Annotated in this window: 14 protein-coding genes and 1 tRNA gene; 5 read left to right on the forward strand and 10 right to left on the reverse strand. The window is 69.1% G+C overall.

All coding sequences use genetic code 11. The features are described 5' to 3' along the window. Positions 1-10: 10 nt before the first annotated feature. Both KZC50_RS09525 and KZC50_RS09530 read right to left on the reverse strand, forming a co-directional pair. Positions 11-403 (reverse strand): ester cyclase, encoded by a 393-nt coding sequence (locus tag KZC50_RS09525; protein ID WP_053547937.1) that lies wholly within the window; start codon positions 401-403, stop codon positions 11-13. A gap of 20 nt (positions 404-423) precedes the next feature. Further along, a complete protein-coding gene (locus tag KZC50_RS09530; RefSeq protein ID WP_310891488.1) occupies positions 424-963 on the reverse strand; it encodes a DEAD/DEAH box helicase family protein in 540 nt (179 codons plus the stop codon). A gap of 96 nt (positions 964-1,059) precedes the next feature. Here KZC50_RS09530 and KZC50_RS09535 point away from each other — a divergent pair, with 96 nt between their 5' ends. Together KZC50_RS09535 and KZC50_RS09540 are read left to right on the forward strand one after the other, a co-directional pair. Beyond that, positions 1,060-1,635 carry an SOUL family heme-binding protein gene (locus KZC50_RS09535; RefSeq protein ID WP_310891489.1) on the forward strand — a complete coding sequence of 192 codons (576 nt, stop codon included), beginning with the start codon at positions 1,060-1,062 and terminating at the stop codon, positions 1,633-1,635. Between the two features lie 234 nt (positions 1,636-1,869). Further along, positions 1,870-3,507 (forward strand): ABC-F family ATP-binding cassette domain-containing protein, encoded by a 1,638-nt coding sequence (locus KZC50_RS09540; RefSeq protein WP_310891490.1) that lies wholly within the window; start codon positions 1,870-1,872, stop codon positions 3,505-3,507. A 21-nt stretch (positions 3,508-3,528) separates the two neighbouring features. On the opposite strand, the gene KZC50_RS09545 is transcribed toward KZC50_RS09540, so the two are convergent. Together KZC50_RS09545 and KZC50_RS09550 are read right to left on the reverse strand one after the other, a co-directional pair. Beyond that, positions 3,529-4,089, reverse strand: coding sequence for a P-loop NTPase family protein (locus KZC50_RS09545; protein WP_310891491.1), 561 nt, complete (start codon positions 4,087-4,089; stop codon positions 3,529-3,531). Between the two features lie 46 nt (positions 4,090-4,135). Then, positions 4,136-4,729 (reverse strand): DUF305 domain-containing protein, encoded by a 594-nt coding sequence (locus KZC50_RS09550; RefSeq protein WP_310891492.1) that lies wholly within the window; start codon positions 4,727-4,729, stop codon positions 4,136-4,138. A 121-nt stretch (positions 4,730-4,850) separates the two neighbouring features. On the opposite strand from KZC50_RS09550, the gene KZC50_RS09555 reads away from it, so the two are divergent. Then, positions 4,851-7,031, forward strand: a complete 2,181-nt coding sequence (locus KZC50_RS09555) for a heavy metal translocating P-type ATPase (RefSeq protein ID WP_310891493.1) — start codon at positions 4,851-4,853, stop codon at positions 7,029-7,031. 125 nt (positions 7,032-7,156) lie between these two features. Next, a complete protein-coding gene (locus KZC50_RS15685) occupies positions 7,157-8,461 on the forward strand; it encodes a hypothetical protein (protein WP_375294578.1) in 1,305 nt (434 codons plus the stop codon). Positions 8,462-9,304: 843 nt separating this feature from the next. Here the strand turns inward: KZC50_RS15685 and KZC50_RS09565 are convergent. The 6 genes from KZC50_RS09565 to KZC50_RS09590 all read right to left on the reverse strand — a co-directional run bounded on the left by KZC50_RS09565 (position 9,305) and on the right by KZC50_RS09590 (position 12,849). Continuing rightward, positions 9,305-10,408: an epoxide hydrolase family protein gene (locus KZC50_RS09565; RefSeq protein WP_310891495.1), complete on the reverse strand. Its 1,104-nt coding sequence runs from the start codon at positions 10,406-10,408 to the stop codon at positions 9,305-9,307. Positions 10,409-10,493: 85 nt separating this feature from the next. Further along, positions 10,494-10,985: a hypothetical protein gene (locus KZC50_RS09570; protein WP_310891496.1), complete on the reverse strand. Its 492-nt coding sequence runs from the start codon at positions 10,983-10,985 to the stop codon at positions 10,494-10,496. Positions 10,986-11,122: 137 nt separating this feature from the next. Further along, positions 11,123-11,527: a DUF5684 domain-containing protein gene (locus KZC50_RS09575; RefSeq protein WP_310891497.1), complete on the reverse strand. Its 405-nt coding sequence runs from the start codon at positions 11,525-11,527 to the stop codon at positions 11,123-11,125. A gap of 95 nt (positions 11,528-11,622) precedes the next feature. Beyond that, complete coding sequence (locus tag KZC50_RS09580; RefSeq protein WP_310891498.1) at positions 11,623-11,904, reverse strand: hypothetical protein; 282 nt, start codon at positions 11,902-11,904, stop codon at positions 11,623-11,625. A gap of 107 nt (positions 11,905-12,011) precedes the next feature. Continuing rightward, positions 12,012-12,293, reverse strand: coding sequence for a Fe-S cluster assembly protein HesB (locus KZC50_RS09585; RefSeq protein ID WP_310891499.1), 282 nt, complete (start codon positions 12,291-12,293; stop codon positions 12,012-12,014). 91 nt (positions 12,294-12,384) lie between these two features. Beyond that, positions 12,385-12,849, reverse strand: a complete 465-nt coding sequence (locus tag KZC50_RS09590) for a hypothetical protein (RefSeq protein ID WP_310891500.1) — start codon at positions 12,847-12,849, stop codon at positions 12,385-12,387. Positions 12,850-12,976: 127 nt separating this feature from the next. On the opposite strand from KZC50_RS09590, the gene KZC50_RS09595 reads away from it, so the two are divergent. Next, a tRNA-Arg gene (locus KZC50_RS09595) sits at positions 12,977-13,051 on the forward strand. The last annotated feature ends 552 nt before the right edge of the window (positions 13,052-13,603 follow it).

Raw genomic sequence — 13,603 nt, forward strand, 5'->3', positions numbered from 1 at the left:
CGCTCTCGAATCACCCCGTGAGCTGGGCGACGATCTCGGCGCGGTCGGTCGTCCCGGCCACCTCGGTGATGCGCCCGCTCTGCACGCGCAAGAAGACGTATTCCGCGACGTTCACATGACGTCGGGTGGCGGCGATGCCGCGAAAGATCCCCGTGTGCGTGCCCGTTCCGCGCAGGTGCACGGCGATCCGGTCGTCTTCGATGACGACCTGTATGCGGCGCCACTGCCAGTCCGGAAACCCATGGAACAGGTCAGCGAGGTCGTCGATGAACGCATCGGCGCCGCCCGGAAGATGCGCCCGCCGCACGCCGGCATCGACGAACCCCCGAACCTCGTCCAGATCGTGCCGGTTGCAGGTGTCGAGGAAGTCGGCGTACCACTCGCGCAGCTCCCACGATTCCATCGGGCCATTATCCCCGCAGGTCAGTCCGCCATCGCCGCGAGCAGCGCGGCCGCCCGTGCGGCCCGATCGCCAGTGATCTCGACGACCCGTGTGGTGCGGGGGACCAGCTCCGCTTCGTCGACCAGATCGAGCAGAGCGGCATCCGTCGCCTCACGCAGTTCGAGGTCTTCGTCCTCTCCCGGACGGATGCCGTCGCCCTCGGCGAGGGGAAGGATCACCAGCAGGTCGACGGCGCGCAGAGCGCTCGCCGTCATCTGCAGCGCACGCTCGATCGCCTCGTCGGATGCTATGCCCCGACCGAGCTTGTCGACGGCGGCGAGATACGCGAGGAAGTCGAGCGGGCCGCGTTCGGCGATGAGGTCGGCGGACGGATCGTCCTCGAGCCGATCGGCGGCGACGCGCAGCTGCTGCAGGAACATCGCCGGGCCCGGCTGGTCGAACCGCTCGTCGAGCAGCTCGAACGGGTCCGGCAGCACCGCGTAGTCGGGAAGAGCCGCAGCCACGTCGGCGATGAGTGTGCTCTTGCCGCTGGCGTGCGTTCCCGAAACCACGATGCGCATGCGGCACAGTAGCGCGAGGCGGCGACACCCGGAGCCCGCTCGAGGTCGCCCGTCAAGACCCCTCCTCGCGGCATCCCGCGGGCGTAGCGTCGCAGCATGACCGAGCAGCAGCCGTACACCGTCGTCCGCGAGGAGCAGGAGTGGGAGCTGCGCAGCTACCCGCCGCACGTCGTCGCCGAGACCACGGTGACCGGGGTGTCGTTCGAGGACGCCGGCAACCGCGCATTCGGCCGACTCGTCGGCTACATCAAGGGCGACAACGTCTCGCGGCAGTCGATCGCGATGACCGCGCCGGTCGTGCAGGGGCGCTCGCCGCAGACGTCCGAGAAGATTGCGATGACGGCGCCGGTGGTCCAGACCGGAGACGACGACGAGGGTTTCGTCGTCGCGTTCGTGCTTCCCGCCGAGATCAAGGAAGCGGATGCCGCGGTCCCGACCGATGCGCGCGTGACGATCCGGACCGTTCCCGAGCGACTCGTCGCCGCCACCACGTTCTCGGGCCGCTGGACCGAGGAGGCGTACGCGAACCACCGCGACGACCTCTTCGCCCACGTCCGCGAGGCGGGCTTCGAACCGGTCGGCGAGCCGCAGTTCGCCCGCTTCAACGCTCCGTTCATCCCGTGGTTCCTCCGCCGCAACGAGGTCCTGATCGACGTGGCCCCGGTCGGCTGAGCCCGCCCTCTCCTCGGCGGCCCGGCGACCCTGATCTTGCACACCCTCGCGCCGGCCTCGTAGGCTCGACGCGTGCATTTGTACTTCCTGTGACGGCTGACTGAGGCCCACTGCGCTCGTTGAGTTATCCGAGCTCGCGGCGGCCGCTCGTCATCGACCCCGTACGGGTCGCCGTCATTCTGCGCGCGCTCGCGCGACCCGCGAAGCGGCGCACATCATCGCCGAGGAATACGAATGCCCACCCTGACCACCCCTCTCCCTGCGCGCCATCGCGCGCAGCTCATCGCCTCCGACATCTCCGTCATCCGCGGAGCCACACCCGTCCTCGCCCACCTCGACCTCACGGTCACGCCTACGTCGCGTGTCGCGATCGTGGGGGAGAACGGGCGCGGCAAGTCCACGCTCCTGCACGTCCTCGCGGGTGCGCTCACGCCCGACGGGGGATCGGTCCAGCAGCTCGGCACGCTCGGTGTCGCCGAGCAGGAGATGCCGGCGGGAGACGACCGCACGGTCGGTGACGCCGTCGCCGAGGCGATCGCCGCGGCGCTCGCGGCACTCGACGCCCTCGATGACGCGGCGACCGCTCTCGCGGCGGAAAACGCCGACGCCGACGACCGTTACGCCGCAGCTCTCGAGCACGCTGAGGCCCTCGACGCGTGGGACGCGGAGCGCCGCGTCCAGATCGCGCTCGAAGCACTGGACGCCGAAACTGACGCGACGGTGCGCCTCGACGATCTCTCCGTCGGCCAGCGCTATCGGGTGCGCCTGGCGTGCCTGCTCGGCGCGGACGACGACTTCCTGCTGCTCGATGAGCCGACGAACCATCTCGACCGGAGCGGGCTGGAGTTCCTGACGGCGAAGCTGCGCTCACGGACCGGAGGTGTGGTCGTCGTCACGCACGACCGCGCCCTCCTGTCCGATGTCGCCGACACCATCGTCGACCTCGACCCGACCCCCGACGGTCGGGCGCGGGTCTACGGCGACGGCTACGTCGGCTACCGCGCGGGTCGACGGGCCGAGCGCGAGCGCTGGGAGCAGGATTACGAGCGGCAGCAAGCCGAGATTGCGCGGCTGCAGGACGACCTCACTGCCGCGCAGAACCGGCTCGTCTCCGGCTGGCGTCCGGATAAGGGCACGAACAAGCACGGTCGCGCTACGCGTGCGGGCGGGCTGGTGCAGAGCGTCCGGCGGCGGCAGGAACAGGTGGATGCGCACCGCATCACGGTTCCCGAACCGCCGTTGCAGCTGCGGTTCCCTCACCTCGCCACGCGCACGGGTGCCGCGCTTCTGACGGTCGAAGCCGTGTCCGTCGCCCACCGTCTGCCGCATCCGGTGAGCTTCGCCCTGTCGCACCGCGGACGCCTCGTGGTCACCGGACCCAACGGCGCGGGAAAGTCCACCCTGCTCGCCGTGGTGGCCGGCGATCTCGCGGCGGATGCCGGGACCGTCCGTCGTCCCGCCGACGTACGCCTCGGGTTCCTCCGGCAGGAGACCGCGCTCGCACCCGACGCCCGCGTCAGCGACCTCTTCACCGACCATGTCGATGCGCTCGTCGCGAGCGGGGTCATTCCGGCGAACGCCGCGCTCGGGCTCTCACAGCTCGGGCTCCTGCACGCCCGCGAGACGGGCAAACGTGTCGGCGAGCTGTCGATGGGGCAGCAGCGCCGTCTCGAGCTGGCGCTTGTCCTCGCCGGCCGGCCGCACGTGCTTCTTCTCGACGAGCCGACGAACCATCTGTCGATCGCGCTCGTCGATGAGCTGACGGATGCCCTTCAGGCGACGGATGCCGCGGTCATCGTCTCGAGCCACGATCGGCAGCTTCTCCGCGACGTCGCCGACTGGCCGGCGCTGCAGCTGGGCGACGTGACATGACCTGCTGGCGGGCGGGGCCGCTCACACCCGCGCGAGCGGCCCCGCCACCCACGCCCGCACCTCGCGGGGACTCCGCAGCCGCACGATCGCGAGGTCGGGCCGCTCTTCGGCGAGCCGCAGCGGCAGTGCGTCATACTTCTTCCGCGTCCGCACCGCCCACCGCACGATGTGGTCGCGTTCGGTGAAGATCGAGCGCAGCGGGGGTTCGACGTTGCCGTTCCACAGCTCCTCGCGCCGCATCCGTCGTCTGATCGTCCGGCCGGTGACGCGGGGGAGTGTCACCGTGAAGAACGGCAGATCTAGCCAGACGAGCAGGTCGGCGTGCGCGGTGAGGGTGGGGCGTGCCGACCGGTACTGCCACTCGGTCACCCACGCCGGGGTCTCAACCAGCGCCCGGACGTCGTCGAGGAACGCCGCCCGTGGTACCCAGTCCGACCCGTGATAGAGACCATCGATCTCGGTGTGCGGCGCGTCGATGACCTCGGCGATCTGTCGGGCGAGGGTCGTCTTGCCCGCCCCGGACACCCCCGCGACCAGCACCCGGCGCGGCCGGAACGGCAGGGGATTGTCGAACGCCAACACGCCCTCGATCCTACGAACCGCCGGCCCACCGCCCGCCGGGCGCGGGTCACAGCTGAGACAGAAGCTCCCGCATCGTCGCGATCTCCTCGGTCTGCGAGGCGATGATGTCGTTCGCGAGGGCGACGGCATCCGCGTTCTGGCCGCCGTCGACCTCGTCCTGCGCCATGTCGATGGCGCCCTCGTGGTGCTCGATCATCTGCTCGAGGAACAGCCGCGCGGCCTCTGTGCCGGTCGCGGCCTCGAGCGCCTCCATGTCGTCTTCGCTCATCATCCCGTCGCCGTGGTGCATGCCGTCCATGCCCGGCATGTCCGCACCCCACGCGTCGAGCCACTCTTCCATCTGCTCGATCTCGGGCTGCTGGGCGGCCTTGATCTGCTCGGCGAGCGCGGTGACCTCCGGGTCGATGTCGCTCTTCGCGAGAAGCGTGTCCGACATCTCGATGGCCTGCTCGTGGTGGGGGATCATCATCTGCGCGAACATGACGTCCGCACTGTTGGCATCCACCGCCTCCGCCGACGAGGACGCGTGGTCGCCGTGATCCATGCCGGGCATGGTCGGGGCATCGCTCGCGCAGCCCGTCAGTGCAAGGGCTGCGGCGAGGGTGACCCCGGCGATCGTCGCAGGGCGCATCGTCTTCATCATGGGAGTCTCCGTTCGGACGAGGTCTTCCGATTCGTGGCCTTCGGGAATACCCTTGGGGGGTATCCATGTTCGAGCATACGCCCATCGCTGAGAGACCGCACCCACGGGGAGTGAATCGATGTCCGATCCGCACGCACACCACCGGAGCTCGTCGCCGTCGGATGCCGCCCTCGGCGATCCCGGGAAGCACGAGGGTCATTCGGCCCACGTTGACCACTCGGCCCACGGCTCGCCGTCCGCGCAGGGCGACCACGCAGGCCATGGCGACCACGCAGGCCACAGCGAGCACGCAGGCCACAGCGGCCATGGCGGCCACGCCGGTCACGGCGACCACGTCGGCCAGTTCCGGCGCCTGTTCTGGATCAACCTGATCATCGGCGTCCCCGTCGTGGCGTTCTCGCCGATGTTCGGGATGCTCCTCGGCTACGACGTCCCCGGATGGGCGATGTGGGTCGCGCCCGCGCTCGGCACCGTGATGTACCTCTGGGGCGGGTGGCCGTTCCTCACCGGCGCGATCAGTGAACTGCGCTCGCGCACGCCCGGGATGATGCTGCTGATCGGCCTGGCGATCAGCGTCGCGTTCTTCGCCTCCTGGGGCGCGACCCTCGGCATCCTTGATCACGAGCTGGAGTTCTGGTGGGAACTCGCGCTCCTCATCGTCATCATGCTGCTCGGTCACTGGATCGAGATGCGCTCGCTCGCGCAGACCAGTTCCGCGCTCGACTCCCTCGCCGCGCTGATCCCCGATGAGGCGGAGCGCGTCGAGGGAGACCAGGTCGTCACCGTCGCTCCCGCCGACCTGCGGGTGGGGGATGTCGTCGTGGTCCGCCCGGGCGGCAGCGTCCCCGCCGACGGGAAGATCGTCGACGGATCCGCCGACATGGACGAATCCATGGTCACCGGCGAGTCCCGCCCCGTCGCCCGCACGGTCGGCGACCTCGTCACGGCCGGCACCGTCGCCACCGACTCGGGTCTGCGCGTCGAAGTGACCGCAACGGGCGATGAGACCACCCTCGCCGGCATCCAGAGGCTGGTCACCGAGGCGCAGAACTCGTCCTCCCGCGCGCAGCGGATCGCCGATCGCGCGGCGGCGCTGCTGTTCTGGTTCGCCCTCGGCGCCGCCGTCCTCACCGCCCTCGTCTGGACGCTCGTCGGCTCTCCCGATGACGCCGTCATTCGTACGATCACCGTCCTGGTCATCGCCTGCCCGCACGCCCTGGGCCTCGCGATCCCGCTGGTCGTCTCCATCGCCACCGAGCGTGCCGCCCGCGGCGGGGTTCTCGTGAAGGACCGTCTCGCGCTCGAGAGCATGCGCACCGTCGACACCGTCCTGTTCGACAAGACCGGCACCCTCACCAAGGGCGAGCCCGTCGTCTCCGCCGTTGACCCGGTCGGGGATCTGGATGCGGATGCCGTGCTCGCGCTCGCTGCAGCCGCCGAGTCCGACAGCGAACACCCGCTGGCGAAGGCGATCGTCCGCGCGGCGAAGGAGAAGGACCTCCGCCTGGCGCAGGCGACCGGGTTCACCTCGTCGCCCGCGGTCGGCGTCACCGCCACCGTCGACGGGGCCGAGATCCGCGTCGGAGGCCCGCGCCTGCTCGACGAGGTCGACGCCGACGAGGTCCCCCAGGCCGACGCGTGGCGGCAGGACGGCGCGATCATCCTCCACGTCGTCCGCGACGGGGCCGTGATCGGCGGGCTGAAGCTCGCCGACGAGATCCGCCCCGAGTCGCGCGACGCAGTCGACGCGCTGCACGCTCTCGGCGTCCAGGTGGTCATGATCACGGGAGACGCGGATGCCGTAGCCGACGCCGTCGGCTCCGAGCTCGGTATCGACCGGGTGTTCGCGCACGTGCGTCCGGAGGACAAGGCCGACAAGGTCGCGGAGCTGCAGAGGGAGGGCCGGAAGGTCGCGATGGTCGGCGACGGCGTGAACGATGCGCCCGCGCTCGCGCAAGCCGACGTCGGTATCGCGATCGGTGCGGGAACCGATGTCGCGATCGCGTCGGCCGGCGTCATCCTCGCGAGTTCCGACCCGCGGTCGGTGTTGTCGGTGATCGAGCTCTCGCGTGCGACGTACCGGAAGATGAAGCAGAACCTGTGGTGGGCCGCGGGTTACAACCTGCTGTCGGTCCCGCTGGCGGCGGGTGTGCTGGCGCCGATCGGGTTCGTGCTGCCGATGTCGGTCGGCGCGATCCTGATGTCGCTGTCGACCGTCGTGGTCGCCCTGAACGCGCAGCTGCTCCGCCGCATCGACCTCACGCCCGAGGCGAGCACGCGCGCGGTGCTCGGGCGCTGAGCCGGGGCGTCGGCATCCGGCATCCGCTTTGACCTCGAAGGGTGTCGAGGTGATCATGGACACTCGTGTCGCTCGTGACGCCCACGATCCGACTTCGCTCCCCGACACCCCCGACAAGGTGCCCGATGCAGACCACCGTCGACACGTTCGCCGTCTCCCCGTCCGAGCGGGTCTTCCGGATCATGGCGTTCTCGACCGTGATCCCGCTCATGGCGTACCTGCTCGGGTTCGTGCTGCCGATCCTCGTGTGGCCGTTCGGGATCGATGTCACCGGCATCGGCGGGTGGACCCTCGCCATCGGCCTTTGGGGGACGGCGCTGCTTCTCGCTGCGACCCTGGTGTGGGTCATCCGCGACAAGGGCATCACGAAGACCTCGCAGCTGTGGACGCTCGTGGTCTTCGCCGCGGTCGTGCCGTTCCTCACGCTGGCGATCAGCTTCCGGTCCCTCACGCAGGCGGCGATCGTCGGCGCCGCCATCATTCCGATCGTCGCCATCGCGCTGGGCGTCGTCCTGTCGCGGCGTGAGAAGAACGACAAGCTCGACTCGCTCGAGCGGATGGTGCGTCGCACCGGTCGCGGTGTGATGGCCGGCGGGAGGACCCCCGCCATCGTCGCCGTCGTCGCGGGGGTGTACTCCGTCGCCGTCTACGTGGCGGTGTCGATCCGGATCATCGCGTTCCCTGAGCAGTGGAGCTCGGTGATTTCCTCCGACTCGGGGGTGTTCACTCCGCGGAGCGGGCAGGTCGGCATGCTTCCCGTCGTCATCGTCGCGTTGGTGCTCGGGGTCGCGCTCACCTGGGGGAGCGCGGCCCTGGCCGTCTCGCGGTATCGCCTACGCCGACGGTTTCTGGACAGCGGTCGCACGCTCGACGATTTCTCGCTCGATCAGGTGAAGGCGGGCTTCGCGGATGTCGCTCAGCACGAGGCACGTCGCGGGAGGTTCCTGCGTGGGACACCGGTGACCCCGCCGCCCATTCCGCAAGCACCCGTTCCGCAGGCACCCGTTCCGCAAGCACCCGTTCCGCAAGCGGGGGCTTCGCAGGCGCCAGCCCCGCAGGATGCCGCTCCTGCACTGGCGCCGCAGGATGCCGCTCCGGCACCCGTCCCGCAGGAGACAACGTCAGCACCCGCGAAGCGTGCCGGCCGCGGCGCGCTCATCACCGGCCTGGCGTTCCTCGGCTGGGCTGCGCTGAACTTCGCCATCGCGTGGAACCTCGGCTCGAACGGGGTCGATGCGGAACTGCGGATGTTCTACCTCGCGCAGTTTTTCATCTCAACGCTGGTGGGCGTGCCCGTTCTCCTGCGGTGCGTGCGCAAGGGCTGGTGGATGGTGATCCTCGGTCTCGTGATCGCCTTCGTGCTGACCGGCGTGGGCGCCGTCGCCGAGGGGCTGAACGCCTTCACCATCGACGACCTCGTGAGCGACTGACACGGCCCGTCCGACCGGGTCGGTGTCGTCCCACGCGCGGACGCGATGGATCGTCGCCGACTTCGGGTACGTCCCGCCGGGCCCGCCGATTTCGAACAGGTCAATGAGCAGGAACATCGGATACTCCGGCGCCTGCGCGATCCGCCGCACCACGACGCCCTCGCAGCCGATGACGGTCTCGCCGTCGCCCCAGATCACGGTCCACGTGTGCGGCTGCGAGGCGTCGAGCGGCACCGTCACCTCCGCCATGTCGGTCACGAGCGACGGATCGTGATGGGCCTTGATGCCCGTCCGTGCCCCGGTCGTCGCACCGACCGCGTGGGCGTCGATCTCGAACAGACAGATCTCGCCCGACTCCTCGGGGCGACGGTGCTCGGTACCCACCAGCCACGCGGCGACCATGGTGCCGGCATCCGTTCCCGCCGAGAGTGTCACCTCGATGCGGCCGTGAGACGGTGCGAACAGCAGTCGCTCGGGGGTCTCGGTACGCACTCGCAGGCCGTCGCGGTGGCGGTGGGTTCCGCGGTCCGAGCCGACGGGCCCCGAGAAGGTGCCGGTCTGGATGTTCGAGACGCGCAGCGGCGCGTCCTCGGGCCGCCAGTCGGGCTGGTCGGCGTCGATCCGCAGCTCCAGGCCCACGTCGACGAGGGCGTATCGCGCCCGTGCGCGCTCAGGCGTGGTCCACTGCGGCAGGTACTCGGCGACCCACAGTTCGGGGTCGAGGCCGTCACGGAAGTCGTCGACGACGTCGGGTGCCCGCGTCGGGTCGGGAAGGCGATCGGATGCCGTCATGATCCGCGATGCTCCCAGGGGGCTCCGACACGTTCGTGGCGCCAGCAGCGGTCACGCGCCGGTGACGTGCCGAGCGTGCTCCTCAATTGAGGCGGCGACCGCTACCGGGTTCTCCCACGCGGTGAAGTGCCCACCCGATTCCAGCCGCTCGAAGGAACGGATGTCGGTGTAGCTCTTGTCGGCGAGCGACCGGGGATAACCGCACTCGTGGGTGTTGATCAGGATGGATGCCGGAACCGTGATGAGCGGATGATCGTCGAGGTCGTCGGGTTCGGCGTAGCTGCGGAAGCTCGTTCCGACCGATCTCGTGTGCCAGTACAGCGAGACGAGATCGAGCACATCGTCGTCGTCGAGATTCGCGAACTCCGTGGTGACGCCGCCGTCGCTCCACGCCGCGATCTTCTCGGCGATCCAGGCGAGCAGGCCCACGGGTGAGTCCTGCAGCGCTACGGCAAGGGTGTCCGGTCGCGTGCCCTGCTGGTGGGCATATCCGCTCTCGGCCGGGTCGCGCGTCGAGACGAGGAAGTCGCCCTCGGCATCCGTCAGGACCACACCGTCGCGCCTCTGCGCGGAGAAGGACGGATGAGTGGCGATGATACCCGCGACGGCATCGGGGTAAAGTCCGGCCATCCAGTCCGCGACCGGCCCGCCCATGTCTTCTCCGTACACCAGGTAGCGCTCGTAGCCGAGATGCTCCGTCATGAGGAGATGGAACGCGCGGGCGATGCGTTCCGCGCTGAACGGCACCGACGCCGCGGGGGAGTGACCGAACCCCGGGAGTGACGGCGCGACGATCGTGCGTGCCTGTCCCACGGCATCCGCGAGGGGGAGGAACTGCGCGTAGGAGTACGGCCATCCGTGGATCACGATCACCGGAAGCGCAGCGTCATCGCCGACGCGGCGCAGGTAGTGAAGCGGGCAGATGTCGCTCGCGAAGACGTCATGCCGTTCGCTCATGAGTCGACGCTCGTATGCGCGCCAGTCGTAGCCGTTGAGCCAGCGATCGCGCAGCCGCTCGAGCACGCGCAGCGGGACCCCGCGCGACCAGTCGTCGCCCGGTGTCTGCGCGGGCAGCCGCGCGGCCACCAGCCTCCGGCGCAGATCATCCAGTTCGGGCGCGGGGACGGGAAAGAAGCTGGGGGCGGATGTCGTCACTGGATCATCCTTCCGGTCACCACCGACACCGCCCCCGGCGGGTGCCCAGCTGCGCTTCCTGCTGGCGCCTCCGCGAATGACGCCCTCAGCGCAGCACTTCCACCAGCGCGACCCACGACACGATCACCGCGCTCACGATCGCGAGCAGCGTGCCGGCCGCGACAATACCCGCACCGACCGCGAGGCCCGCGAGGAGCACGGATCCGCCGACGAGGTACGCGACGGTCGGGAGCCACGCGAGCACGATGTTGACGGCGCGTCGCGCGCTGCCCTGAGCGGCGGGGTTCGTGGCGAGGCGGGCCGTCGCGGCGACGGGGAAGATCGCCGAGATGGCCGCGATGACGATCACCCCGATGCCGAATCCGGGAAGAGAGAGGTCAGGCCAGAGTGCGATAGCGGACGCGGTCAGGCCCATCAGCAAGCTGGCGATTCCAGCAGCGAGGCGAGCGGTCAGCGTCGCGGCTTTGATGATCGCGGTGATGTTGACGCTCGCGGCGACGATGACGAGCCCGGCCAGGGCCGAGGTCGCCCCGACCATCGCGACGTTGAAGTCGCGCCACGCGTCGAGGGTCTCCATCAGCGCCTCCCGGTGTCACGCCAGCCCATGGTCGAGCTCGGAAACGAGATCAGATACGTCGTCATCGGATGCCTCCTCCACACGCAACGCGACCCCGCTCATCCTTGCTGGAGAACAGGGTCGCGTCGAGGGGTGCGTCAGACGATGCGCGAACGGTCGTACGTGTTGCTGGAGTAGCTGAGGATGAAGTAGCCGATGAGGGCGAACAGCCACAGCAGGAAGACCGAGAAGACGGCTCCGTGACCGAAGCCCTTGCCGAGGCGCAGGGCGACGATGATCGCGAAGACGATGTTCACGATCGGGACGAAGTAGAGCAGGGTCCACCAGGCCGAGAGGCCGGCGGCGCGGACGATGAAGAAGGCGGCGACGATCGGGATGAGCGCGGTCCAGCCGGGCTGACCGGCCTTGTTGAGGAAAGGCCACACGGCGGCGACGAACAGGACGTAGCCGATGAAGCCACCGATGAGTCCGCCCGCACCGGCACCGGAGTTGCCGAGGTTGTCGGAAGTCATCAGGGGAAGAAGCTCGAGAGCGATATGCATGCGCGTGAGCCTAGGGGTGAACCTGTGTGCCGCGTGTGAACACCCCGAGAAGACACCGAAATCAGCGTGTTAACGCGGCCACGCGCGTCACGAGGTCACACGCGGCGGCGCGCTCCGACACGGATGCCGACGAGGAACGCCACCCCGACGAGTCCGATGACGAAGAGGGTGAATCCGACCGCGGTGACCGGAGGGATGGCCAGACCGGGAGCGCCGGCCACGTAGGCGTAGTTCGACAGCGGCGCGTACGCGAACCACCCGAACGACGCGCTCGGGGGAGTCGCGATCCCGATGAGGATGAGCACGAACCCGGCGATCAGCGCGACGGCGGAGACGACCCACCCGACGATCTCGCCGCGACGGCGTGCGGTGTTCATCGTTCGACCCTATCCACCCCCCGCAACCCACCCCCATACACGCGACGGCGGGCCCCCGCGTCGAAACGCGAGGGCCCGCACATCCGGCTCGGCCGGAAGACGTCAGATCACGCCTGGGAGCCGAGGGCGAAGCGGACGGATCCGTCCTGCCCGAGCTCGGCATCCAGCACCCGGTCGTCGAGTGCCGTGTTGGCGGCCTCGTCGAGGAAGACACGTGCGCCGTCGGTGACGACGACGGTGTCCTGCGGCTCCGGTGCGGGAGCAACGCTCAGCTCGAAGCCGTTCTGGGCGCCGGTGTCGCGGATGCGGACTCCTCCGTCGCCGGCCTCGGGGACGCGCGAGACGATCGTCTTGACGGCCTCTGCCGCGGTGTCGGTCATGGTGAGCATGGTGGCTCCTTCCGTTCCTGCGGTCATCGAGTCGGCCACGATTCCGAGAATCTGCGCCGCCCGCAACCCATACCGCCGTATGGGTGTCGACTCACACCGGATACGGAGGTTCGTCCTCCGCGAGCGGATCGACCCGGTGCGGAGAGCGGATGCCGAGCAGCGGCCACGTCAGCATCGCCACCGCGCCGACCACGATGAAGCCGCCGAACACCGTGAACGTCAGCAGTCCACCGAACAGGAGCTGAGGTGCTCCGGGGGAGAGGAGGAAGAGCCCGACTCCGAGCCCGACGTATGCCGCGGCGATCGCGCGCCACGCGGCGGCCCAGCGCGATCGCGGAGGGAAGACCCGCAACAGCAGCCCGTGCACGTACCAGCCGATGGCCGCGAAGATGAGCGGAATCCACGCGAACAGGAGCGCGTCGTCGTCGCGGAGGAACACGGCCCACGCCACCGCGGCGCCGGCGACCAGAATGCCCGTGTTCAGCAGCGCGTGGAGGAACGGGCTCCGGCTCACGACCTCGGTCTCGGAGGCGTCGCTCGCCGCATCCTCGCTCACGCGGACCACTCGATGACGGATGCCGGGGGAGTGCGCAGGGCCTCCACCCTCCCACGCGCCCGCAGGTGTCTCGGGTCGCCGCGACCGCGATCCCGCCCCGGAACGCTCGGCTAAACTGGCCGGGCCAGCCTCTGTAGCTCAATGGAAGAGCAGTTGCGTCCTAAGCAAACGGTTGGGGGTTCGAGTCCCTCCAGGGGCACCATAGAACGCTTACTAGAACCAAAGGCCAAGTCCATCGGCCCTAGTAAGTCTTCTACGGTTTCACTGCTATCTGCGTCCGCGCCTTCGAGCGACGGGCGCTTTTTTCTGTCCGAGGCGAGCGCTGCCCACTGGCGCTGAGCGTCGATCAAGAGGCGTGCGGGCTCGGTGAGTTCCGACTCGGCCCGGTCGGCATCGACTACCCAGATATGAGTGAAAATCGCCTGGTTCAGACGCCTGCGCATTTCATCGTTTGCGGTTCGGTACATCTCGTAGGGATCGTTCAGGAGCTTGAGCCATCCGCGGATGTACTCCGCGCCCACGCTGAGGTCGTCCGTGACTTGTGAGAGGCGAGTTGTGATCTCGGCTCGCTCGCGTTCGATTGCTCGGATGCGGTCGCCTGCTTTGGAAGCGGCGAGTCCACCATCGGCGACCTGAATCGGCCTGACTTTCGTTCCGTTCTTCAAGTAAGGATGGAACACGATGAACAGGAAGTATTCGCCGGAGATGCGTGAGCGGGCGTTGCGGATGCTCGCGGAGACGCGTCCGTCGCACC

This window comes from Microbacterium aurantiacum, assembly GCF_031625015.1.
Classification (GTDB): domain Bacteria; phylum Actinomycetota; class Actinomycetes; order Actinomycetales; family Microbacteriaceae; genus Microbacterium; species Microbacterium aurantiacum.

Excerpts from the sequence above, each read along its gene's own strand:
- KZC50_RS09535 (WP_310891489.1), top strand. The coding sequence starts at position 1,060 with ATGACCGAGCAGCAGCCGTACACCGTCGTCCGCGAGGAGCAGGAGTGG.
- KZC50_RS09575 (WP_310891497.1), bottom strand. The coding sequence starts at position 11,527 with ATGCATATCGCTCTCGAGCTTCTTCCCCTGATGACTTCCGACAACCTC.
- KZC50_RS09580 (WP_310891498.1), bottom strand. The coding sequence starts at position 11,904 with ATGAACACCGCACGCCGTCGCGGCGAGATCGTCGGGTGGGTCGTCTCC.
- KZC50_RS09530 (WP_310891488.1), bottom strand. The coding sequence starts at position 963 with ATGCGCATCGTGGTTTCGGGAACGCACGCCAGCGGCAAGAGCACACTC.
- KZC50_RS09555 (WP_310891493.1), top strand. The coding sequence starts at position 4,851 with ATGTCCGATCCGCACGCACACCACCGGAGCTCGTCGCCGTCGGATGCC.
- KZC50_RS09585 (WP_310891499.1), bottom strand. The coding sequence starts at position 12,293 with ATGCTCACCATGACCGACACCGCGGCAGAGGCCGTCAAGACGATCGTC.
- KZC50_RS09570 (WP_310891496.1), bottom strand. The coding sequence starts at position 10,985 with ATGGAGACCCTCGACGCGTGGCGCGACTTCAACGTCGCGATGGTCGGG.
- KZC50_RS09525 (WP_053547937.1), bottom strand. The coding sequence starts at position 403 with ATGGAATCGTGGGAGCTGCGCGAGTGGTACGCCGACTTCCTCGACACC.
- KZC50_RS09540 (WP_310891490.1), top strand. The coding sequence starts at position 1,870 with ATGCCCACCCTGACCACCCCTCTCCCTGCGCGCCATCGCGCGCAGCTC.
- KZC50_RS09550 (WP_310891492.1), bottom strand. The coding sequence starts at position 4,729 with ATGAAGACGATGCGCCCTGCGACGATCGCCGGGGTCACCCTCGCCGCA.
- KZC50_RS15685 (WP_375294578.1), top strand. The coding sequence starts at position 7,157 with ATGCAGACCACCGTCGACACGTTCGCCGTCTCCCCGTCCGAGCGGGTC.